Source organism: Micromonospora sp. CNZ296 (assembly GCF_007827635.1).
This window is the reverse complement of the sequence record NZ_VISW01000001.1, coordinates 577323-599387: the sequence shown is the minus strand read 5'-3', so window position 1 is coordinate 599387 and position 22065 is coordinate 577323. Positions and strand designations below refer to the sequence as shown.

The window sequence follows — 22065 nt, the reverse complement described above, 5'->3', positions numbered from 1 at the left end:
CGTGACAAGCCCATCGTCGGGTCCGGCGTCTGCCGATCCAGCCGTCTCCTCACCCACTTCTACTATCATGAGGTAGTAGCCGACGCATGTTGTGCCGCGAGCACGCACACGGGTTGGAGCGTGCCCGGAGCACCTCGGTCAGCGTTTCGGGCGGAGGGAATCCACTCGCGCGACGGACTGGTCGATGCGGTCCTCGGTGATGCGCCCGGCCCGGACGAGATTGGTGATCGTGTCGACTGTTTCCTCGACGACTCTCTCGTTGTGTACCTGCTGGTTGGCGAAGACGAGCAGGTCGAGGCCGGCCTGCAACGCCAGGGCGACCGCCTCGGCGGCACCGTACCGGTCGGTGATGGCGACCGCCTGCATGTCGTCGCTGACCACCGGCCCGCGCCAGCCGAGCCGGCCGCGCAGCAGATCGGTCACGGTCGCGGCTGACAGCGACGCCGGGTACGCCGGGTCGAGCTGCTTGTTCAGCACGTGGGCGGCCATGACGGAGTCGGCGAGGCCGGCCTGGATCAGCCGTTGGAACGGTTCGAGTTCCTATACCTGCCAGGTGTCGCTGACGTCGACGACCTCGAAATCGGTGTTTCCGGCGGCGCTACCCGATCCGGGAAAATGCTTCAGGCAGGTTTTCACACCAGCCGCCCGGTGCGCCTGGATCTCCTCCGTGGCGTTGCTGACGACCACGTCCGGGTCGGCCGAGAAGCTGCGACCCAGCTTGCCGATAGCCCTGCTGTCGGGGTTGATGTTCAGGTCGACGACCGGGGCGTAGTTCAGGTTGACCCCGATCCGCGTCAGCCCCGCCACCAGTCCTCGCGCCCAGTCGCCGGTCGCCGACGTGGAGTTCTCCGCGCCGATCTCGGCCTCCGACCTGGTCGCCGGGAAGCCGTTGCTCGGGTTGAGGCGGGCGGTACGGCCACCTTCCTGGTCGATGGAGACGATGAGCCGGCCGGGCGAGGCGCTTTTCAGGGTATTCACCAGGCCCGTAACCTGCTCGGGCGAGCGGATGTTACGCACCGACTTGCTCTCCAGGTCCTGGTCGAAGAGGATCACACCGCCCAGACCGTCCCGCACCGCCTTGATGATCCAGTTCGGGGCTTGGGCGCCGCGAAAGCCGACCACGAGCAGGCTGGCGATCTTTCGCCGCAGCGCCGCCCCGGCTCCGCGCGATGCGCCGGTCGGCCGTGGGCTGCTCGTTGGCCGGGGCGTCGAGGATGTGGCGCGGTGCGACTCGCAGCCGGCAACGGCTGCCACTGCAGCTGAGCCGAGTCCGGCGAGCAGCAGCCGGCGGGGCAGGTGAACGCTGTCCACCCCCGCACGTTAGGACCCATGCCCGCCCGATGCGTCCTCACCCAGAAGATGTCATCCGCTGGTGGGACGCCTCGACGAAGCGTGGTGAGAGTTGCGTCGGTTGGATCTGGTCTACCCGGGTACTGAGGGCCCTTGCCCGATGCTCACCACGCTGTCCACTCCGGAGGAGCGATGAAGCAGAACTATGTTCGGTTCGGTGTCGTCCTGGCGGTGAGTCTGGTCGTCATGTTCGTCCTGACCCTGTCGCAGATCCGCCGCTTCGGCGACTTCTACCTCAACCTGAGCAACTTCTACATGTCACTGATCATGGTGTCGATCATGGGCGTGATCATGATGGGCGTCATGAGCAGCATGTTCACCAACAAGCGTCTCAACATCATGCTGTACATCGCGTTCGCTGCTGTCTTCATCGGCGGATTCGCTGCCGTGCGCACCGAGCCGTTCGTGGGTAACGAGGGCTTCTTGAAGTCGATGATCCCGCACCACTCCCGGGCCGTGCTGGTCTGCCAGGAATCAGATATCACCGACCCCGAGATCATCGAGCTCTGCGACCAGATCGTGAAGTCACAGGAGGAAGAGATCACACAGATGAAGAAGATCCTCAAGGACCGCTACTGACTGGGTCGGCACTGAGGACGACCGAGGTCCGGTTGGGCCCTCAACCTCCCCCGGACGCGTCCCTACCGCGCCGTGACGGTCAGCGGGGCGACCGTTGCCAGCGCCAGCGACTGACAGGACTGACATGCGTCTTCAGTGGTCCTGTGGTGTGAGGTGCACCCAGCGCAGCGTCTGGGCGTTGAGGGCGACGACGATGGTCGAGGCGGACATGAGCACGGCGGCGGCGGCCGGGCTGAGTGCCACACCGGCCCAAGCGAAGACGCCCGCGGCGACGGGGATGGCCACCACGTTGTAGCCGGCGGCCCAGACGAGGTTCTGGACCATTTTGCGGTAGGACGCCTTGGACAGGCGGGCGGTGGCGGAGATGCCACGCGGGTCGGAGGAGGCGAGGACGACGCCGACGGATTCGATGGCCACGTCGGTGCCGGCGCCGATGGCCAGTCCGACGTCCGCGCGGGCGAGGGCGGGGGCGTCGTTGACGCCGTCGCCGACCATCGCCACCCGGTGGCCGCGCTGTTGCAGGCCGGCGACGATCTCGTCCTTGTCGGCGGGTAGCACCTCGGCGAAGACCTCGTCCTCGCCGGGACGGAAACCGAGATCGGCGGCGACCGCGTCGGCGACCGGGCGGGCGTCACCGGTGATCATCGCGATCTTCCGAATTCCGAGTTGGCGCAGCTCGGCGATGGCCTGTCGGGCCTCCGGGCGTACCTCGTCCTCGAGCGCCAGCGCGCCGAGCAGCTGGGGCGGGCCGTCGAGGCGGGCCAGGTAGAGCACGGCGGCGCCGCGCGCCGACCACGCCTGCTCGGCCTGGCGCAGTTCGGCAGGGACGTCGGCGTGCAGTTCCCGCAGCAGGGCCGGGCCGCCCACCGCGTATGCCGCCCCGGCCACGGTGGCCTGCACCCCGCGGCCGGGCAGCGACCGGAACTCCGAGCCGCTTGCCGGTCCGACTCGTTGGGCGGCGGCGACGATGGCCCGGGCGAGGGGATGCTCGCTGTCGGCCTCAACTCCGGCGGCCAGGCGCAGCACCTCGTCCTCGTTGGTGCCGTCGGCGGCGGCGACGCCGGTGACGGTGTGCTGGCCTTTGGTCAGGGTGCCGGTCTTGTCGATCAGGACCGCGTCGACGGTGCGCATCCGTTCCAGGGCGAGACGGTCCTTGACCAGGATCCCGGAGTTGGCCGCCACGCTGGTCGACAGGGCGATGACCAGTGGGATCGCCAGGCCGAGGGCGTGTGGGCAGGAGATCACCAGCACGGTGATGGTACGGACGACGGCCTGGTCGACCCGGCCGAGCGCGGACCAGACGATCAGGCTGAGCAGCGCGGTGGCGGTGGCGATGTAGAACAGCCACGCGGCGAACCGGTCGGCCAGCGCCTGCGCCCGCCCACCGGCTGCCTGCGCCTGCGCGACCAGCCGTTGGATGCCGGCCAGGGCGGTGTCCTCCCCCACCGCGTCGACCTGGACGCGGATCGCCGAGTCGGTGGCCACGGTGCCGGCGACCACCCGGTCCCCCACCCGACGTGGGACCGGCCGCGACTCGCCGGTGATCATCGATTCGTCCAGCTCGGCGCCGCCCTCGACGACGTGCCCGTCAGCGGGCACGCGTCCACCGGGGCGGACCAGCGCCCTGTCGCCGACCCGCAACTCGGCCGCCGCCACCCGCTCGACGGCTCCGCCCGGGCCGACCCGCTCGGCCTCATCGGGCAGCAGGGCGGCCAGCGCGGCCAGGGCCCCCCGGGCTTGGCCGATGGCTTTCATCTCCTGCCAGTGGCCGAACAGCATGATCGTGACCAGGGCGGCGAGCTCCCACCAGAAGTCCAGGCGGAACAGGCCGACACTCGTCGCCGCGGAGGCGACGTACGCCACGGTGATGGCCATCCCGATCAGCAGCATCATGCCGGGGGCGCGGTCGCGGACCTCGCGGACCGCGCCGACGAGGAACGGCCAACCGCCGTAGAAGAACACCACCGACCCGAGCACCGGACCAACCCACAAAACACCGGGGAAGTCCAGCGAGTAACCCAGCCAGTCCATGATTAGACGGCTGGTGAGGACGACCGGGATGGTCAGCGCCAGACACACCCAGAACCGGCTGCGGAACATCTCGGGGGTGTGGCCGGCGTGCTTGTCGTGCTGCGGGTGCGTCCCGGCGCCGCCGCAGGCATGGCCGGGCTGCCCGCCGCCGTGGTGCACCTGCCTCGCCTCCCGAAACCTGTCTGCGGCCGCCGGGTGCCACGCTCACCGCCCCGGCACATCAGCGGCTGGGGCGGCGCTGCGCCGACGCCCCAGGTCTTCACCATCGCGGGTGCGACGGCGCGCCGGTGGGATCTCAGCGATTCCGCCGCTGGCTGGCCTGGCCACGGATAGGGTCTCGCTGGAAGGTCTGCGGCTCCTGCCGGGCGGGCCTCCTCACCCGAAGGCTCGTGGAGGCGGGTGGTGACTACTTGCGGCGACAGTGGCATCGACGCGCGAGACAGCTGCGGTGCTGACAGGTTTCGCCTGCCCCTCGAACGTCTCGACGCGGTCCTGTTCGACCTGGCAGCGGTGTCGGAGCACAACCCACCGGCCACCTGGGGGCCGCCGACTGCGGTGATGGTCGCGGAGGCGCAGAGCCTGCTCGGGTCGCTGCGCCGGTCGGGGCTGACGTCCGGAGTCATCGGCCGGCCTGGCAACGGATTCGGCATCGACCAGCTGACCGACCTCGTGCTAGACGGCCAGGAGGTTACGGCGCGGCTGCCGGACCCGGCGGTCCTGCTGCAGGCGGCAAGGCTGCTCGGGGTGCATCCGGCGCGAACCGCGGTGGTGCATTGCGCGCCGGCGGGGGTGCAGGCCGCCTGTCGCGGCGGGTTCGGGCTGGTCGTGGGTATCGCGTACGGCGGGGCCTGGGCAGCGGCCGAACTGCGGGCGCACGGCGCGGAACCGGTGCTGCGCGGTCTGGCGTACGTGACGGTCGACGAACAGGCGATGCGACGCCGATGGTGGCAGCCGGCGTCGACGGCCGGCGCCGAGCACGCCGGCTGGCTTCTCGACTACACCGGCGTCGACCTCGCGACGGAGGGGATCCGCGAGACGCTGTGCACGATCGGCAACGGCTACCTGGCCACCCGCGGCGCGGCACCGGAGGCCGATGCCGGCCGCAGCCACTACCCGGGCACCTACGCCGCTGCGATCTTCAACCGGCTGCGGACGCGACTGCATGAGCACGTCCATGAGGACGAGAGCCTGGTCAACCTGCCGAACTGGCTGACGCTGCGCTGGCGACGGCCCGGAGAGCGGTGGGTGAGACCGGACGCGCGCGGCGTCAGCGAGCACCGGCAGACGCTCGACCTGCGAGCCGGGGTGCTGCACCGCCGCTACCGGCATGTCGACGGTTCGGGCCGAGCCACCACCATGGTGTCGCGCATGCTCGTCTCGATGGCGACGCCGCACCTGTCCGCGTTGGAGACCACGCTGGTGCCGGAGAATTGGTCGGGCACGCTGCAGGTGCGCTCGGGCATCGACGGTCGGGTCGCCAACCGGCAGGTCGCCGAGTACGGGCCGCTGGCCGGCCGGCACCTGCGCCCGGACGGGCAGGGACGAGACGGCGACGACGGACTGTGGCTGCGGGTCAGCACGACCCAGTCCCGGGTCGAGGTCGCGACCGCCGTGCGTACCCGGCTGTTCCAAGCCGGCGTCCGCGTGGACGCACAACGGCGCGTGGACATGCTGCCCGGTCGTCCGCAGGAGACCTGGACGGTCGCGGTGCGCGCGGGCCAGCCGCTGCGCGTGGAGAAGATCGCCGCCCACCACACCTCCCAGGACCGGGCGGTCACGGAACCTGCCGCCGCGTCCCGGGACGCGGCGGCCCGGGCCGGCTCCTTCGCCGAACTGCTCGGTGAGCAGGTCCGCGCGTGGCGGCGGCTGTGGGAACGCAGCCACATCGAGCTGCACACGGACCATCCCTGGCCATCGCTGGAGCTCAACCTGCACACCTTCCACCTGCTGGTCGCCACCTCGCCGAACGTCACCGACCTCGACGCCGGCGTCGGTGCGCGCGGCCTGCACGGCGAGGGGTACCGGGGTCACGTCTTCTGGGACGAGGTTTTCGTCCACCGGGTGCTGGCGCTGCACCTGCCCGAGGCCAGCCGCGCGCTGCTGCTCTACCGGTGGCGTCGCCTCGACGCCGCGCGGCGGGCCGCGGCCGCGATCGGCTGCCGGGGGGCGATGTTCCCGTGGCAGTCCGGCAGCGACGGCCGGGAGGAGACGCCGAGGGAGCTGTTCAACACCCGTACCGGCCGGTGGATGCGGGACCGGTCGGCGCGGCAACGGCACGTCGGCCTGGCGGTCGCGTACTCGGTGTGGCAGTACCACCAGGCCACCGGGGACCTGGACTTCCTGCGTACGCATGGCGGGGAGCTGATCCTGGAGACGGCCCGGTTCTTCGCCGACCTGGCGCGGCGCAACCCGCGCACCGGACGGTACGAGATCACCGGCGTGATGGGCCCGGACGAGTTCCACGACGGCTACCCCGACCGCGAGGCACCCGGCCTGGACAACAACGCCTACACCAACGTGATGACGGTGTGGCTGCTACGCCAGGCCCTCGCGGTGGTCGACCTGCTGGCCTGCCGAGACGGCACGAGCCTGCCCGACCGGCTCGGCATCGACGACGGCGAGCTGGCGCGGTGGGCCGAGATCACCACCAGGATGTACGTGCCGTGGCACGACGACCGGATCATCAGCCAGTTCGACGGCTACGCCGACCTCGCGGAACTCGACCTCGACGCCTACCGCCGCCGGTACGGGAACATCGGCCGGCTCGACCTCATCCTCGCCGCCGAAGGGGACTCCCCCAACCGCTACCGCATCGGCAAGCAGGCGGACGTGCTCATGCTGCTCTACCTGCTCTCCGCCGAGGAACTGCGCGAGCTGCTCGCCGGCCTGGGGTACCACTGGCCACCGGAGGCCCTGCCCCGCACCGCCGGCTTCTACCTGCACCGGGCGAGCCACGGATCGACGTTGAGCAGGGTGGTGCACGCCTGGGTGCAGGCCCGCACCAACCGGACCGCCTCCTTCGGAAACTTCACCGACGCGTTGGCCGCCGACATCCGCGACACCCAGGGCGGCACCACCCGGGAGGGCATCCACCTCGGCGCCATGGCCGGAACCCTCGACCTGGCCGAACGCTGCTACCTGGGAATCGAGACCCGGCAGGACGCCCTCTGGTTCAACCCCCGCCTACCGCACGAGATCACCCGGCTGCACACCCTGATCACCTACCGCGGCCACCAGCTGCACGTCACGGCCACCGGCAGCGCCCTCGCCCTCATCGCCTCACCCTGCAACGCGGCACCGGTCACCGTTCACGTGGCGAGACAGCCGCCGCAGACCATCGGCGGAGGCCAGCAGGTGTCGATCTCCCTGACCGGCTGAGGCCGCCGCTGGCACCCTTGCTGGTCAGGGCGGAACCCCTCGACGGACAAGTTGGGCAGGGCGGGAATCTCCCTCACGTGCCGGCCGGCTTACTGGCTGCGAGGCGTTCGATCACACCAGCGGCGAAGCGCTGATGCTGCTCGATGTGCAGACCGGCCGCGGCCACGTCACGGATGGGACGCCGCCGGAAATGCTCACCGGCCGCCGGAACGCTGACCAGTTCGATGAGGCGTTGAATCGCCCGAACGGGACGATTGGCGCCGACCACATGGTCGGCCAGCAGGAGCAGACCGCCGGGGCGCAGGACCCGGATCATCTCCTCGACCGCGCGGTGGTCGTCCGGGATGGCGCAGAGTGAGAGGGTGCAGACGACGGTGTCGAAGGTGGCATCGGGAAAGTCCAAGTCGTGGGCGGTACCGGGCCGCAGGTCGACCTCCCGGCCCAGTTCGGTGGCCCGCCGGCCCGCAATCTCCAACATCCTCGGGCTCAACTCGACCCCGGTGATCCGTACGCTGTCCGGGTAGTAGGGCAGATTTCGCCCCGTGCCGATGGCGACCTCGAGGGTGGCGCCGGTGGCCTGCCGGCAGATCCACTCCCGGGTGTCGCGCAGGAAGCGGCGTTCGATGAAGGCCATCTGCCGGTCGTAGCCGGCGGCGTGCCGGTCCCAGACGCGGCGCTGCTTCTCGTCGTCACTCATGGTGGCGAAGATAGGTGACCTGCACCAACTCTGCCGGCGTACCGACCTGCCGGCCGTCGCCGGACCCTGAGTGCCAGCGAGCACCCGCTGTGGCCACGGTAGCGGCCCGGCGACCTCACTGCGGCACGTACCGGTCGGTCCAGGTGGCGCCCGCGTCGGTGGTGGCGACGACCCGGTCACCGGCGAGCGCGGCGAAGAGCGTGCCCTTGTCGGTGGCGATGCTGTGCGGCTGCCCCGGCACCGCTCCGCGGCGCTGCCACTGCTGCCCGCCATCGGTCGAGGACCAGATCGCTCCGTCCTGGGCCACCCCCCACACGCCGGTGCGGTCCCAGGCGAGTAGGCCGACAGCGGGAGCGCCCGCGACCGTCTGCCAGCTCCGGCCGCCGTCGGTGGAGCGCTGCAGCCCGTCGCGCCCCACCGCGAGGATGCTCTGCGCATCGGTCGGGCTGACCGCGAACTCCCCCATCGCCACCCGGGACCGCTGCTCCCAGGTCCGCTGGTCGACGCTCACCATGAACGCACCATCCGTGGAGTTGTAGCCGTACACCGAGCCGTGGGCGGCCTGCAGCCCGTGGAAGTCCGCCGCGCCGGAAAGCGACTTCGCCCGCCAGGTCACCCCACCGTCGGTCGACTCGATCAGACCTACGTTGGCCGGGCCGTCCTCGGAGTGGCCGGAGGCCAGGAAATGCCCGGGGCCGACCACGGTGAAGCCCATCAGGTCCAGGGCGTCCTTCGATACCCGCACGGCGGTGTGCGCGTCGTCGACGCGGAACAGCCCGACGTGGGTGGCGACGTACAGGGCCCCGCTGCCCGGGTCGGTCGCAACCCCGTGCACGTGCCCGAACCCGTCGTGCCCGGTACCCGCCGCGCCGTGGTCAGCCGAGGAGCCCTGGTCCCGCAGGACGAACACCACCACGGCGGAGAGGACGGCCAGCGCGGCCAGCGCCGTCACGACGATCTTCCGGGTCGGCCCGGACTGCGGCTCGCCGGCTTGCGCCTTACGCGCGGAGCCGGATCTGCTGCTCGGTCGCGTCGGCTGCGACGTCCTGCTCATCGGCTGCGTCCACCTTCTCATCGTTGATCAACTTGCTGGCCGAGGGCCCCTGTCCTGGCAGGGTTCAGGGTGACCTTCCGCCCCCACCAACAATGACGCGAAGTCGGCGGAAGACCCGTCCGAAGACCATGAAGATTCGCTGAAGAACGGGCCCGGGCTTCAGTAGGGGCGGGGCGTCGGTCGCGTGGGAGACGCACCCGACCGCATCCCCGCGTACGTGTGATCGGGCGCACGTCACATGCTTCCCCCGCCTGCGTGCCGGCAACTCAGCGGGCCGGCATTGCGGGCAGGGTGAGGGTGAAGGTGGCACCGGCTCCGATGCCGGCGCTGGCGGCCGAGAGCCGGCCGCTGTGGGCCTGGGCCAGGGCGCGGGCGATGGTCAGCCCGATGCCGCTACCCCCGGTAGTCCGGCTGCGGGCCGGGTCGGCCCGGTAGAACCGATCGAACACGTGTGGCAGGTGCTCGGCGGCGATGCCCTCGCCGGTGTCGGCGACCGCGATGGCCGCCTCTCTGGCGCTGGAGCTGGTGGTGATCGTGACGCTTCCGCCGGTGGGAGTGTGGCGGAGCGCGTTGCCGAGCAGGTTGTCGAGGATCTCGCGCAGCCGGTCGGGGTCGGCGAGCGCCCGCGCCGGCGCGGGACCGGCCCGGTGTTCGAGGACGACGCCCTTGTCTGCGTAACCGGCGGCTGCGGCGCGAACCGCCTCGTCAACGACCACGTCGACGTCCAGCGGCTCGACCCGCAGGTCGGCCCGGCGTTCCTCCGCCCGCGAGAGGCCGTGGATATCATCGGCCAGGCGGTCCAGCCGCCTGGTCTGATCGCGAAGCGTCCGCCACGTATCCGGGATGGCGGGGATGACACCGTCCTCGATGCCCTCGAGGAAGCTGTCGACGGTGGCGATCGGGGTACGCAGCTCGTGTGCGAGGTCGGCGAGCAGCTCCAGCCGGCGCCGTTCGGTGTTCTGCAGCGTGGCGGCCATCCGGTTGAACGCGTCATCCACCGCGGCGAGCTCCGCTCCCAGCCGGCTCGGCGGCATCCGCGCGTCGTAGTCACCGTCGGCGACGCGGGTCGCGACTCCGGAGAGTTCGGACAGCGGACCGGCCAACCGCCGCGTGATGAACCAGCTCACCGCCAACGACGTCACCAGAGCGGCGCCAACCGCCACACCGAGCGCGACGAGCAGCGTGGCGATCAGGGCGGACTCGAGATCCTGGGTCATGCCGGCGGACATGCCCATCATGCGGTGCAGGTGACTGCGGAACAGGGCCGGCGCGACGGCGAACGCCACCAGCACCAGGGTGACCGCCCCGGCAGCCACGATCAGCGACTGCGCGATGAACAGCCGGGTCGAGAGCCGGTCGGTTCGCAGTCCGGGCCGCATCAGCCCGGACCCATCCGGTAGCCGACGCCACGGACGGTGCGGACGTAGCGCGGCTGGGTGGCGTCGTCGTCGAGCTTGCGACGCAGGTTACCGACGTGCACGTCGATGACGTGCTCGTCGCCGTACCAGTCGCCGCCCCAGACATGGTCCAGCAACTGCCGCCGGCTGAACGCCACCCGGGGCTGCGCGCTGAGCGCGTCGAGCAGGTCGAATTCGGTGCGCGTCAGCTCAACATCCTGGCCGCGCACGCGGACCTCCCGCCCGGCCACGTCGATCTCCAGGTCGCCGAATCGGCGGACCTGGGTCTCCGGTACGGCCGAAGGCGTACGCGGGCGGCGAAGCATGGCGCGCACCCGGGCGACCAGCTCCCGGGGTGAGAATGGCTTCGTCAGGTAGTCATCGGCCCCGACCGACAACCCCACCAACTTGTCCACCTCGTCGCTCTTGGCGGTGAGCATGATGATGTACGCGTCGCTGAACGCCCGGACACGCCGGCACACCTCGACGCCGTCGATACCGGGCAGCATCAGGTCCAGCACGATCACGTCCGGCTCGGTGTCGCGGGCCGACTCCACGGCGGCGTTGCCGTCTGCGGCGGTGACCACGTCGAAGCCCTCCCGGGTCAGGTAGCCGGAGACGACCTGCACCAGGGGTGGCTCGTCGTCGACCACCAGCGCGCGGAACCGGGCGCCCCCGGCGCCCGGCTCCACCCCGTCAACCCGCATGGCACCTATTCCTCGCTCATGGTGACGAACGTCCCGTGCCACGTGTGATCCCACACCGCGCCGGTGTACGCGTTCACCGACATCATCCCGACCGGCCTTCCGTCCCGCAGCGTGTGCAGGGTGTAGTACCCGCGGAACTCATCGGCCTCGCCGGCAACCAGTCCCCTCCCCTGCCGGTCGAGCCAGCGCTGGGCGATGGTGGTGGCTTCGGCCGCCGACACCCGCGCCGCCCCGGTCGTCGCGCGGGCGTGCATCCCGTAGCCGGTGTTCCACATCATCGCCGGACCGTACTCGACGCTGACCCCACCACTGCCCGGATCGATCAGCACCTCCGTGGCACCGCGCCCCGCTGCTGTGGTCAGTTCCGCGTAGTAGCCGTTGGCGAACTGCATCGTCTCACCGACGCGCAGACCGAGCCGGTCGGCGAACGCGGCCCCGCGTTGACGGGCCTGGTCCAGCGACTCCACCCGCTGCCCGTCACCGGCCAGGCCGTAGGAACCGCCCATCATGCTTGCGCCGCTCATCATGCCGGGGCCGGAGTGGCCGCCCATCATGTTCCAGTTCGGGGGTGATGGATCGGCCGCCGCCCAGGCTGCCCCGGTGGTCACCGCTGTCACCGCCGCGACGATCGCCGCGGCCAGCGCCGCCCGCTTGTGCCTCATCGTCCTCACCTCCGGGCCGAACGGGCCGCCGCCAGGTCCTCGCGTGCCCGCCGGTACTGCTCGACGTCGATCTCGCCGAGGGCGAACCGACGGTCGAGGATCTCCTCCGGCCGCTCCGGCCGGCCACCCTGCTCCGAACGGCCCCGGGGCAGCAGAACGCCGACGCCCCAGACGATCAGCCCGACAACCACGATCCAGAACAGGGCCATGAAGATCCAACCGCCCATCCCCATACCCCAGCCGTAGCCCATCATCGCCGTCTCCCTACCTCGCTTCCGTGCCTTACGCCATTCATGCTCCGACCGGCGTCTCAACGACCGATGCGGCGTACCGTCAAGATTTCGTCAAGGCCTCCGCTCACCGTGCGGTGACACCGCATAGGCACACATTCATGGGCTACGCACGCAAGGCCGATGGCGGTGTCGATCGGCTTGCCTCCCCGAGAGGTCGGCGAAGACCGCGTCCTCCCCTGGACAAGACCAAGATCGACCGTGACCGGGCATGTGCCACGGGTGATCATAAGGATCTTCAACCACTACGAGATCGACAGAACGCGCCCCACTCGACCGGCGGTTGCCCTACCAGTCGAGCCAACAGGTCTGTGTGCGGGGCCGAGTCCAGCCAACCCCTGCGTCGTTGTCCACCAATATCGAGATGAGTAACTGCAAACCTCAGTGTGGGAGGTCCTGGTGCAGGACTCGGCGAAGCTCGACGCCCCCGACCTGCTCGGCTGGTGGATACGGCAGCCGAACCGGCGACGCCGCCCACGGAAGCGGCGCCCGATAACACCACATCCCCTGGGCATCCGCTTCGCGTTCTACGGCCGGATGTCGACCCGGGAATTCCAGGACCAGCTGTCGTCGGCGCGCTGGCAGCGCGACTTCGCCGAAGACGTGATCGACGGCCGAGGCGTCATCGTGGCCGAATTCTTCGACGTAGGCCATTCCCGGCAGTTGCCCTGGCCGCGCCGCCCGCAAGCCGCGCGACTGCTGGCAGCCCTCGCCGACCCCGACCGCGGATTCGACGCGGTGGTAATAGGAGAGTTCGAACGAGCCTTCTACGGCAACCAGTTCCGCGACCTCGCGCCGCTGTTCAAACTCTACGGCGTCGAGCTGTGGCTGCCCGAGCTCAACGGCCCGGTCGACGCCAGCAACGACCTTCACCTGTCGCTGCTGGCCCTGCTCGGCGTGCATTCCAAACGAGAGGTCCAACGCTCGCGGTTCCGCGCCAAGGCCGCCATGCGGGCCCAGGTCATCGAGCAAGGCCGCCACCTCGGCGGCCGACCACCGTACGGTTACCGACTGGTCGCGGCAGGACCGCACCCGAACCGGGCCCACGCCAAGTGGGGACGCGTGGCCCACCGGCTGGAACCCGACCCTGCCACCGCTCCGCATGTCCAGTGGATGTTCGCCCAGCGCCTCACCGGGCGCAGCGTCGCCGGAATCGCCCGCGACCTCAACGACCGGCACGTGCCCTGCCCGTCCAGCGTCGACCCCGGCCGAAACCGGCACCGCAGCGGCGCCGGATGGACGCTACGCACGGTGGCATCGATCCTGGCCAACCCTCGCTACACCGGCCGGCAGGTCTGGAACCGGCAGCACACCGACCGCGGCCCCCTCGACGCCGCCGATGACCTGCTCGGTCAATCGGAGGTACGCCGCTGGAACCTGATGCAACAGTGGGTCATCTCCCGGGACCTTGCGCATCCGCCGCTGGTCAGCGAACACGATTTCGTCGCCGCACAGCAGACCAACGCCCTGCCGGCACCCGCCGACGGGTCGAGCGGACGCTACCTACTCACCGGACTGATCCGCTGCCAGGAGTGCGGCCGGATCCTCGACTCGCACTGGGTCAACAGCCACGCCGCCTACCGGTGCCGTCACGGTTTCCGCAGCGCGGTCCCGGCCGGCACCACCCGGCCACGCATTGTCTACATCCACGAAGCCAAGGCCATCCGGCAGCTCGCCGAACACCTCGGCATGCCGCACACCGACCCCCACGCAGTGGTTGACGCCCTACTTGAACACGATGCCCTGGTCAGCTGCGCCATCGGCGGCGCGCTGGGCATCCATTCGATCCCAACCCCCACGCCGACTTATCGACCGCAAGCGATACCGCATCAGCGCCGAACAGCGGAAACCCCACCGAACGCCATCGCTGACACCCGTGGGGGTTAACGTGTCCGAGGGGGGACTTGAACCCCCACGCCCTATACGGGCACTAGCACCTCAAGCTAGCGCGTCTGCCATTCCGCCACCCGGACCTGCACGTACCAGCCTACCCGGTCGACCAATGTGAGCTACTCACCGCATCGGTCGGCCCGGCGGGCCGCACGGGGCATTACTGTACACGGCCCGGAACGATCATGCACATCAGCTCCAGCGCGGCACGTTTGCGCAGGTCAGCGGCCACAACGATCGTGTGGGTAGCGCGCAACAGGCGATTCCGGGCAGCATTGCTCACGTGTCCCACCCCTCCCCGTTGATCGCCACTCAACACCAGGCCCTCGCGCTACGCGCCGCGGGTGACCTGACAAGCGCCCGCCGCCTGCTCGCCGACGCGATCATCGCGGCCCGCCCGGCGTACGGCGAGGACCACCAGGACGTCCTGGCCACCGGTCACCTGCTGGCCCGGCTGCACCGCGAGGCCGACGACCCGGCCGCCGCCCGGCGCGTACTCGAGGAGGCCTACGCGGCCGGAGAGCGCCGCCGCGGCGAGGCCGACCCGCTGATGCTCGCGCTCAGCTTCGACCTCGCCGGGGTCTCCGAGGAGCTGGGCAACCGGCACGAGGCCCGCCGCAACTACAGCCGCGTGGCGACCGCCGGGTCCGCCGTGCTCGGTCCGGACCACCCCGCGGTACGCGCAGCCCGCCAGTACCTCGGCGGCTCCGCCGCCGCTCCCGCAGGCTATGGCCCCTCCCCCGGCGGCTCCGCCGCCGCTGCCGCACCGCATCCCGCTCCGCCCCCGCCCGGATACCCGAATGCGGGCCGTCCCGGGCACCCCCATCCGTCAGTGCCCGGACATGCCGATCCGGCGTTGCCCGGGAGCCCCGGCCCGGTCCGGCCCGGCCAACCCGGTCCCGCCTCCTCCGGGTACCCCGGGCACGGAGTGTCCGAACCCACCGTCTCGCTGCGGCCTGTCCCACCGCAGCACCCACACGCTCCGGCACCGCCCCGGCCCGTCGCCCCGGGTGCGCCCGCAGCGAATCCGCCGGTACCCGGCTCACAGTGGGCTCCCCACCCGGGCCCGGCACCGCATGCGCCCCACGCCGGGCAGCCACCTCAGTCCGCGCCGATCATCCCTCCGCCCCCGGTGGCGCCTGCCCCGCCGCACCACCCTCCCGCCGCCGGGCCGAGCGGACCCGCGAGTCCGTGGGCGCCGCCCTCGCCGGCTGCCTCGGAGGCGACGACCCGGTTCGCGCCCATCACGGAGGAGGCCACCTCCCGGTTCCCGGTAGTTCCCGTCGAACCCACCGCACCAGCGACGCCGCCGACTGCCGGGACAGCCCCGCAGATTCCCGGTGTCCGCCCGCTGGCCCCGGCTCAAGGCGTCATCCCGGTTCCGCCGGCTCAGGGCGTGACCGCGGTTCCACCGGCCCAAGGTGCGACCCCGCTTCCGCCGGGAACCTACGGTCGACCGGCCGTCGCTCCCGGCGTGACGCCGGTACCGCCCCGCGTCCCCGTTGCCGCACCCCTGGACCCGGCGACCTCCGGCATGTCCGTGCCCCCGCCGCCCCCCGGAGCCCCGGCGGCAACCCCGGGAACACCGCGAACGCCGGGAACGCCGGGAACGCCGACGACGGCACCCACGGCCGGCGCGCCGGTACCCGCGAGGCCGGCGGTGCCTCCGATGCCGGGCCCGGCGTCCTCGGCCGCCGCAGCGCGTGTCGCGCCCGTCTCGGCGCCGTCCGCCCCCGCACGTCCGGTCCCGCCACCACCGAGCGTGGCCGGCGCGCCTCCAGTCCCGCCACCACCGGCGCCGAGCGTGGCCGGCACGCCTCCGATTCCGCCTCCGCCGGTGCCGGGCACCGCTGGGAGACCGCTACCGTCCCCGCAGACACCCGGCACTGCCGGCGCCCCGCCGCAGACGTCCGGCACTGTCGGCGTCTCGCCGCAGACGCCGGGTAAGGCGGTTACGCCGCCCTCACAGATGCCCGGGACAGTCGGCGCGTCTCCGCTACCGCCCCCGCCGGTCATCCCGCCCCCGCCCGCAACGCCGGTCGTCGAGACGCCGCCCTCCACCGGAGGCACTCCGCCTGCGTCACGGACGCCATCGGGAGTCCTGCCACCGCCACCTTCGACCGTCCTCCCGCCGGCGCCGCGCGTGCCGTCGACGGAGCGCGGTGTCCTGCCACCACTGCCGGCCGTTCCGGTCGCCCCGCCGGTCCCCGCGCCGGGGTCGACCCCGTCCGCCCCGCCACCGGGCACCACTGCGGGCTCGACGGCGCCTCCGGTGCCGGTTTTCCAGCCGGTGGCGGAATCCGCTGCGGCTACTGCCACCCCAGCGGCACCCCCCGTGGCGCCCCGACCGGCACCGGCCCAACGGGCGACACCGACGACCGAGGCCGTCCCCGCTCCCCCACGCGCCGATACGAGCCGAGCCGCCGATATGGATCGGACTGCCGATACGGACCCGGCCGATACCGAGACGAGCAGAGCCAGCGCCACTACTGTGCCGCCCGTCCCCGGTGGACCGGGCTGGGACAAGCCGACGATCCAGGTGCAGCAGATCGGCCCGCTGCTGGAAGAGGAGGCGGAACGCAACGCCGCAAAGGCAGCACGCGACGCTTCGGCGAACCCCGCAGCGACCGCTTCCGCCGACGAACCCCCTGTCAGCGCACCACCGGCCAGCAAATCCCCTGCTAACACGCCCTCGGCCGGCTCAACCGGGATGATCGCGCCCGCAGCGAGCGCGCCACCGCTGAGCACGTCCCCGGTCAGCGGACCGCCGGTGAGCCCGTCGGATACGAGTGAAGGCGGCTCGGATGGTGCACCGGTCACCGACGCCGCCGCGAGCGTGAAGCATCCGGGCGCCCCCTCCGCAGGCGCGTCGGGCACCCTCGGCACGCCCGACGCCGGTGCGCCTCCGGCAGGCCGAGCACCGCTGCCCGCCGCACCCCACATCAGCCCACCGCCCACCAGCGCCGTGCCCGTCAGTGCCGCACCCGTCAACCCAGCACCCATCAGCGCACCGCCGGTCAGCACACCGCCCGCCGGATCACCCCCGACGTCGCCGGTCAGCGCGCCGCCCACGCACCCGGTCAGTGGCCCTCCCGGACAGCCGGTCAGCGGACCGGCCGACTACCCGGTCAGCGGAGTTCCGGTAAGCGGTTACCCGCCACCGGTCAGCGGCCCGCCCGCCGCGCCGGTCAGCGCCGCACCGGCAGTGGGTTACCCGCCACCGGCCGGCGGACCCGCGCCCGCCTATCCGCCGCCGATCAGCGCACCACCCGCACCCGGCTACCCGATGCCGGCAGGCGGACCACCCGCCCCACCCGTCAGCGGGCCTCCGGGCCCTCCGATCAGCGGACCACCCGGACCCGGCTACCCACCGCCGGTCAGCGCGCCGCCCGCCGGACACCCACCGGTGAGCGCTCCCCCCGGCACCTATCCACCGCCGGTCAGCGGACCACCCGCGGCACCGGTCAGCGCGGCACCCGTCAGCGGTTCCTCCGTACCGCCGTGGGGCATGGTCGCGCCGCCGTGGAGCAGCGCCGCCCCGTCCCAGCCGGTCGACCGGCCCACCGACCCGGAGCCGGAGGATGACGAGCCGGCGCCCGCCGACGCGGCAGGCGAACCGGAGCAGGACGCGCCGGAGCCGAACCGGCCGATGACGATCTACGAGGACCTGCTGGACTTCCCCGAGTCCACCCGACCGGAGCCGCCGGCCCAGCCGGATCAGGGCGCGTGGCCGGCGACCCCGCCGATGTTCCACCAGCCGCCGGCTGCGTACCCCGAGACGGAGGAACCGGAGCACGGCCGCAACCGGACGGTGCTGGCCCTGGTGGTCGGGGGTGCGGTGCTCGCGGTGGTCGCTGCGGTCGGTGTCGGCGTGGTGTTGCTGAACCGGGAGGCGGCGCCGCCTCCGGCTCCCGTGCCCGCGTCCGGCGCCGCGTCGCCGAAGGTGGCCGGGCCGCCGCCGGGGGACCTGAAGCTACGCGACGACACCACCACAGTGACGGTGACCTGGACCGACCCGACGAACGGCGGGGTGCCGTTCGTGGTGGCGGGTGGCCGGGCCGGGCAGAAGCTCGGGGTGATGGCGACTGTGGACGCCGGACAGACCCGGTACACGGTGAACGGGCTGAGCGCGAAGCTGGACTACTGCTTCACGGTGCTGGCTGTCTACTCGACCGACTCGTATGCCGCCTCGGGTCAGGTCTGCACGGACCGGGAGGGCGGCGGCACGCCGAACTGAGCGTCCACGGACGACACGCTCGGTGTCCACAGGAGGACGGTGCGGGTTTCACCGGCTCCGGACGGCACCTATGATGGCTCCCGGCTCTGGGGAGGGTCGGCCGTGCTCGGCGTCTCTCCCCCACCGACACGGGGAGGCAGCCGGCAGTGACCACCATCGAGGACGTCACGGGCACCGGGCCGGAGCAGGCTCGTCCACGGTCGCGGATGCGGGGCGGGCTGGTCACCATCGGCACGGTGGCCGCGCTGCTGGCCGCGATGGGCCTCACGGTGCTCGGGCTGGGCGCGGCCGACAACGCGGTGGCGAGCTTCGACGCGTCGTCCTGGTTGTGGAGCACCACCCGCAGCGAGCTGGCCCGGGTCAACGGCGTCACCGCGCGGGTGGACACCCGGATGGAGGTGCCGGGTGGGCGGCGGCACCAGATGCAGGTGGCGCAGACCGACCGGCTGCTGATCCTGCGCGACCTCAACACCGGCCGGGTCAGCTCGCTGGACCTGGCGACGTTGCAGATCACCGCGACGACGCCGACCGCGCCGGGGTTCGGGGTGAGCGTGGCGCTGCACGAGGATTCCGCGTTCGTGGTGGACGCGGTGCAGGGCATCGTCCGGCAGCTCGACCCGCGGGCGCTGACGCCGGTGGGCGAGCCGGTCCGCTACCCGCCGGGCATCACCGGCGGCACGTTCGACGGTGCCGGCAAGCTGTGGGTCGCGGTGCCGAGCGAGGGCACCGTCTCGGCGGTGACCGCCGCCGAGCTGCCGGAGACGCCCGGTGACGCGCCACCGGCCGGGATCAGCCCGAAGCTGGTCGAGACGTACGACGTGGCCGAGCCGGCGCACGAGCTGGTGGTGTCCACGCTGGACGAGGGTGTCGCCGTGCTGGACCGCACCTCGGCGTCGCTGGTCACTGTGGTCGGCGGTCAGACCCAGCGGGCGGAGCTGAGCATGAGCGCGCCGGGGAACCTGCCGACGCGTACCAGCGGGCCGCAGGTGCCGGTCACGGTCCCCGGTGACCGGTCGGTGCACGTGGTGCGGGACAGCCGCGAGGTGAAGCGGTTCACGGTGCCCGGCACCGGCGCGCGGCTGAGCCCGGCGGTGGCCTGGGCAGGCCGGTTCTACTGCGCCGACGAGACCACCGGCACGGTGTACGCCTTCGACGCCGAGGGTCAGCTCGTGCAGACCGTCAAGGGCTCCGGCCGGCCCGGCCCGGTCGAGCTGGAGGTGCGAGAGAACCACCTGTTCATCAACCCGCCGGACTCGTCCACCGCGCAGGTGGTCGACGACCGCAACCAGGTGCGTGAGGTCGACAAGTACGCCAACGACGTGCTGGGCGGCGACCCGCCGCCGGTGGCTCCGCCGCCGCCCCCGCCGAAGAAGCCGAAGGTGTCCAAGCCGGGTGCACCGAAGTCGGTCACCGCCGCCGCCGGTGACGCGTCGGCGCGGGTGAGCTGGCAGGCCGCCGCGTCGAACGGCGCCGAGATCACCCGGTACGTGGTGGAGGGCGCCGGTCAGACCCACCAGGTCGGCGCGAACCAGCGCGCGCTGGAGGTCACCGGTCTGACCAACGGTGAGACGTACACGTTCTCGGTGCACGCGGTGAACGCCAAGGGTGAGGGGCCGCCGCGGCGCAGCAACCCGGTGGTGCCGACCGCCGAGGTGCCGGACCCGCCGGCGTCGGTGACCGCCGAGGCGCGGCCGGACGGCACGGTGCGGGTGAGCTGGCCCGAGGCCGACGGCCAGGGCAACACGATCGCGAAGTACGCGGTGACGGCGACCTCGGCCGGTGCGAGCGCCCCGGCCGGCGAGTCGGCGAAGACGGAGCTGGTGGTGCCGGCCGGGCAACTGGAGTACGGCACCCAGTACGCGTTCACGGTGACCGCGGTGAGCGACAAGGGCGCCGGGTCGAAGGCGTCTCCGGTGAGCAACACTGTGGTGCCGTTCACCGTGCCGAAGGCACCGACCGAGCTGCGGGCGTCGACTGTCGCCGACCAGCCGGGCACGATCGCGGTGCAGTGGTCCCCGGCGGTGGACAACGGCCGGCCGGTGACGAAGTACGTGGTGGAAGCCGCCGGGAAGTCGGTCGAGGTGACCGACGTGCAGGCCACTGTGGGCGGCCTGGGCAACGGCCAGAACGTGACGGTGAAGGTCAAGGCCGTGAACGAGGCCGGGCCGGGACCGGAGGCGAGCACCACCGCGCGGACGGTGGCCGAGCCCCGGATCACGGTGACCGGCTCGTCGGCGGACGCCACGTCGGTGACTGTGACGTTCACTGTGGACGCGGGCGGCGGGCGCGCCTCCTGCACGGCGGCGACCGGCGGGAAGACGGCGACCGGAAGCTGTTCCAGCCTGCGGGTGACCGGGCTGACGCCGGGTACCGCGTACACGGTGACGCTGACCGCATCAAACGCCGCCGGCAAGGGCACCGCCTCCCGCGCCCAGACCACCGACCCGGTGTACGGCGTCGCCACGTGCAAGAACGGTCCGGACGGCGACCAGCGGACGTACTGCGACAGGGACGTGCCGGGCCGCAACGGCAACGAGATCTTCGAGGTCCCGCGGCAGGACAACGACCGTCAGGCCGGTTGGGTGCCGGACGGCCGGCGGCTGCGCACGTACTGCAAGGTGAAGGGCGAGGACGTGGACGCCTGGATCTACAACAACAACAAGCAGAGCACCTGGTGGGTCCAGGTGGAGTACAAGGGCAAGACGTACATCCCGTGGGCCTGGCTCAACCTGGAGGGCGGCGACGACCTCAACGTGCTGCCCGCCTGCTGACCGCACCGTCCGAGAGGCGCATCCGTGAACACGCACGAACCGCTGAGCCAGCCGGAGGTGCAGGGCTTCGCCGCCCTGGCCGCCCGGCTGGCCGACAACGTCAACGCGGTCGTGCTGGGTAAGCCGCAGGTGGTGCGGCTGGCGCTCACCGCGCTGTTCGCGCAGGGGCACGTGCTGCTGGAGGACGTGCCGGGCGTCGGCAAGACCACGTTGGCCCGTGCCGTCGCGGCGACGGTGAAGGGGCAGTGGCGGCGCATCCAGTTCACGCCGGACCTGCTCCCCTCCGACGTGTCGGGGGTGACCATCTTCAACCAGGCCAGCCGGGGCTTCGAGTTCCACCCGGGGCCGGTGTTCGCCAACATCGTGATCGCCGACGAGATCAACCGGGCGTCGCCGAAGACGCAGTCGGCGCTGCTGGAGGTGATGGAGGAGCGGACCGTCACGGTGGACGGCGTACGGCATCCGGTGCCGCAGCCGTTCCTGGTGGTGGCCACGCAGAACCCGGTGGAGATGGACGGCACGTACCGGCTGCCCGAGGCCCAGCTCGACCGGTTCCTGGTGAAGCTGTCGGTCGGCTACCCGGACGAGGCGGTCGAGGTGGAGGTGCTGCGCGGCGCCACGGTCCGCTCCCCCGACTCGCTGACCGCCGTCACCGACACCGCCACCGTGGGCGAGATGGTGAAGATGGCCCGGCGGGTGCACATCGCCGAGCCGCTCTACGCGTACGCGGTGCGGCTGGCCGCGGCGACGCGTACCCATCCGCAGGTTCGGGTCGGGGTGAGCCCGCGCGGGGTGATCGCGCTGACCCGGGCGGCGTGCGCGTACGCGCTCATCGACGGCCGGGGCTGGATCATGCCGGAGGACCTGAAGGCGCTCGTCGAGCCGGTGTTCGCGCACCGGCTGCTGCTCACCCCGGACGCGCAGGTGCGTGGTGTCACACCCGCCGAGGTGCTGCGGCAGGCGGTCGCGTCGGTGCCGGTGCCGCTGCCGTCGGGCCAGGCCACAGCGGTGCACGGCTGAGC

Annotated in this window: 13 protein-coding genes, 1 tRNA gene and 2 pseudogenes; 7 read left to right on the top strand and 9 right to left on the bottom strand. The window is 71.8% G+C overall.

Annotation, left to right across the window (positions count from 1 at the left end; all coding sequences use genetic code 11):
• Nucleotides 1-138 precede the first annotated feature (138 nt).
• Nucleotides 139-1254, bottom strand: a pseudogene (locus FB455_RS02690) (glycoside hydrolase family 3 N-terminal domain-containing protein).
• Between the two features lie 228 nt (nucleotides 1255-1482).
• Between FB455_RS02690 and FB455_RS02685 the strand changes: the two are divergent.
• Nucleotides 1483-1929 carry a DUF305 domain-containing protein gene (locus FB455_RS02685; protein WP_013476057.1) on the top strand — a complete coding sequence of 149 codons (447 nt, stop codon included), beginning with the start codon at nucleotides 1483-1485 and terminating at the stop codon, nucleotides 1927-1929.
• A gap of 132 nt (nucleotides 1930-2061) precedes the next feature.
• Here FB455_RS02685 and FB455_RS02680 read toward each other — a convergent pair whose 3' ends face one another.
• Entirely contained in the window at nucleotides 2062-4119 is a 2058-nt protein-coding gene (locus FB455_RS02680; protein WP_013476056.1) for a heavy metal translocating P-type ATPase, read from the bottom strand.
• A gap of 351 nt (nucleotides 4120-4470) precedes the next feature.
• On the opposite strand from FB455_RS02680, the gene FB455_RS02675 reads away from it, so the two are divergent.
• Nucleotides 4471-7338 carry a glycosyl hydrolase family 65 domain-containing protein gene (locus FB455_RS02675; protein WP_052166169.1) on the top strand — a complete coding sequence of 956 codons (2868 nt, stop codon included), beginning with the start codon at nucleotides 4471-4473 and terminating at the stop codon, nucleotides 7336-7338.
• Between the two features lie 73 nt (nucleotides 7339-7411).
• Here FB455_RS02675 and FB455_RS02670 read toward each other — a convergent pair whose 3' ends face one another.
• The 6 genes from FB455_RS02670 to FB455_RS02645 form a co-directional block, all read right to left on the bottom strand.
• Nucleotides 7412-8035 carry a class I SAM-dependent methyltransferase gene (locus tag FB455_RS02670; protein WP_030271507.1) on the bottom strand — a complete coding sequence of 208 codons (624 nt, stop codon included), beginning with the start codon at nucleotides 8033-8035 and terminating at the stop codon, nucleotides 7412-7414.
• Between the two features lie 115 nt (nucleotides 8036-8150).
• Nucleotides 8151-9089, bottom strand: a complete 939-nt coding sequence (locus tag FB455_RS02665) for a F510_1955 family glycosylhydrolase (RefSeq protein ID WP_030271505.1) — start codon at nucleotides 9087-9089, stop codon at nucleotides 8151-8153.
• A 266-nt stretch (nucleotides 9090-9355) separates the two neighbouring features.
• The gene (locus FB455_RS02660) at nucleotides 9356-10468 is read right to left on the bottom strand and encodes a sensor histidine kinase (protein ID WP_036310736.1); all 1113 of its coding nucleotides are present in this window, start codon (nucleotides 10466-10468) and stop codon (nucleotides 9356-9358) included.
• Nucleotides 10468-11193, bottom strand: a complete 726-nt coding sequence (locus FB455_RS02655) for a response regulator transcription factor (protein WP_047890774.1) — start codon at nucleotides 11191-11193, stop codon at nucleotides 10468-10470. Before FB455_RS02655 ends, FB455_RS02660 begins: the two co-directional genes overlap by 1 nt.
• A 5-nt stretch (nucleotides 11194-11198) precedes the next feature.
• Nucleotides 11199-11855 carry a hypothetical protein gene (locus FB455_RS02650; RefSeq protein ID WP_218105468.1) on the bottom strand — a complete coding sequence of 219 codons (657 nt, stop codon included), beginning with the start codon at nucleotides 11853-11855 and terminating at the stop codon, nucleotides 11199-11201.
• A gap of 5 nt (nucleotides 11856-11860) precedes the next feature.
• A complete protein-coding gene (locus FB455_RS02645) occupies nucleotides 11861-12109 on the bottom strand; it encodes an SHOCT domain-containing protein (protein ID WP_030271497.1) in 249 nt (82 codons plus the stop codon).
• A 435-nt stretch (nucleotides 12110-12544) separates the two neighbouring features.
• Here FB455_RS02645 and FB455_RS02640 point away from each other — a divergent pair, with 435 nt between their 5' ends.
• Nucleotides 12545-14032: a recombinase family protein gene (locus tag FB455_RS02640; protein ID WP_083395384.1), complete on the top strand. Its 1488-nt coding sequence runs from the start codon at nucleotides 12545-12547 to the stop codon at nucleotides 14030-14032.
• 2 nt (nucleotides 14033-14034) lie between these two features.
• On the opposite strand, the gene FB455_RS02635 is transcribed toward FB455_RS02640, so the two are convergent.
• A tRNA-Leu gene (locus tag FB455_RS02635) sits at nucleotides 14035-14118 on the bottom strand.
• A gap of 158 nt (nucleotides 14119-14276) precedes the next feature.
• On the opposite strand from FB455_RS02635, the pseudogene FB455_RS34635 reads away from it, so the two are divergent.
• The 4 genes and pseudogenes from FB455_RS34635 to FB455_RS02610 all read left to right on the top strand — a co-directional run.
• A pseudogene (locus FB455_RS34635) lies at nucleotides 14277-14492 on the top strand (hypothetical protein); the annotation flags it as partial.
• Nucleotides 14493-17441: 2949 nt separating this feature from the next.
• Nucleotides 17442-18272, top strand: coding sequence for a fibronectin type III domain-containing protein (locus tag FB455_RS02620; protein ID WP_357236141.1), 831 nt, complete (start codon nucleotides 17442-17444; stop codon nucleotides 18270-18272).
• A 206-nt stretch (nucleotides 18273-18478) separates the two neighbouring features.
• Entirely contained in the window at nucleotides 18479-21043 is a 2565-nt protein-coding gene (locus FB455_RS02615) for a fibronectin type III domain-containing protein (protein WP_174361805.1), read from the top strand.
• Between the two features lie 24 nt (nucleotides 21044-21067).
• Nucleotides 21068-22063 (top strand): AAA family ATPase, encoded by a 996-nt coding sequence (locus tag FB455_RS02610; protein WP_013287288.1) that lies wholly within the window; start codon nucleotides 21068-21070, stop codon nucleotides 22061-22063.
• The last annotated feature ends 2 nt before the right edge of the window (nucleotides 22064-22065 follow it).

Bases quoted from the DNA above. Each gene is read 5' to 3' on its own strand.
- FB455_RS02685 (WP_013476057.1), top strand. From the start codon at position 1,483: ATGAAGCAGAACTATGTTCGGTTCGGTGTCGTCCTGGCGGTGAGTCTG.
- FB455_RS02670 (WP_030271507.1), bottom strand. From the start codon at position 8,035: ATGAGTGACGACGAGAAGCAGCGCCGCGTCTGGGACCGGCACGCCGCC.
- FB455_RS02665 (WP_030271505.1), bottom strand. From the start codon at position 9,089: ATGAGCAGGACGTCGCAGCCGACGCGACCGAGCAGCAGATCCGGCTCC.
- FB455_RS02660 (WP_036310736.1), bottom strand. From the start codon at position 10,468: ATGCGGCCCGGACTGCGAACCGACCGGCTCTCGACCCGGCTGTTCATC.
- FB455_RS02655 (WP_047890774.1), bottom strand. From the start codon at position 11,193: ATGCGGGTTGACGGGGTGGAGCCGGGCGCCGGGGGCGCCCGGTTCCGC.
- FB455_RS02650 (WP_218105468.1), bottom strand. From the start codon at position 11,855: ATGAGGCACAAGCGGGCGGCGCTGGCCGCGGCGATCGTCGCGGCGGTG.
- FB455_RS02645 (WP_030271497.1), bottom strand. From the start codon at position 12,109: ATGATGGGCTACGGCTGGGGTATGGGGATGGGCGGTTGGATCTTCATG.
- FB455_RS02615 (WP_174361805.1), top strand. From the start codon at position 18,479: ATGCGGGGCGGGCTGGTCACCATCGGCACGGTGGCCGCGCTGCTGGCC.